General features: G+C 50.0%; 1 pseudogene. It reads right to left on the minus strand.

The features are described 5' to 3' along the window. A pseudogene (locus N8O43_RS09600) lies at nt 1–248 on the minus strand (hypothetical protein); the annotation flags it as partial.

Here is a 248-nt window from a genome sequence, read left to right on the forward strand (position 1 = left end):
CCTGCTGGTCCTGGTACACCTTCACGTCCGTCACGTCCTTGAAGACCTTGAGCACCCTGGTCACCCTTAGGTCCCTTGATGTTACCTTCTTTTTCCCATGTGCCATTGTTCTTAACGAAAACGTCACCTGTTTCTGTGTTAACGTATTTATCGCCGTCTTTACCTTCTGTAGTTGGATCAACTTTGCCGTTCAATACGTCTTTTCCGTCGCGTCCATCACGTCCGTCACGTCCTGCAGGTCCTTGTGC

Source organism: Streptococcus mitis (assembly GCF_946190335.1).
Taxonomy (GTDB): domain Bacteria; phylum Bacillota; class Bacilli; order Lactobacillales; family Streptococcaceae; genus Streptococcus; species Streptococcus mitis_CH.